1 protein-coding gene is annotated in these 231 nt (G+C 62.8%); it reads right to left on the bottom strand.

Annotated features, from left to right (window positions below; all coding sequences use genetic code 11):
- Positions 1–231, bottom strand: a 231-nt coding sequence (locus KVT34_RS31390) for a hypothetical protein (protein WP_217563407.1), incomplete at both ends; no start/stop codon positions are given.

Raw genomic sequence — 231 nt, forward strand, 5'->3', positions numbered from 1 at the left:
ATCGCCACTTGGGAAGCCGCATTAGAGACCTGCAGCTGTTCAATCGTTCCCGTGCCTTCAATGCTGGCCGACCCGGTACCCGTCACGTTCAGCTGCCGGATCGAAGCGCTTCCTGTAATCTGCGCGTGCTGCGGACTCTGTACCGTAACTTGCCCAAGCGATCCGTGCAGGTCCACCTTGGCGGAACCGTCCCAATGGGTAAGCTCCGGCACCCGGGCTGCCCCGCCCCCT

Origin of the sequence: Paenibacillus sp. GbtcB18 (assembly GCF_019091125.1) — a bacterium.
In the GTDB taxonomy this organism is placed as follows: Bacteria; Bacillota; Bacilli; order Paenibacillales; family NBRC-103111; genus Paenibacillus_F; species Paenibacillus_F chitinolyticus.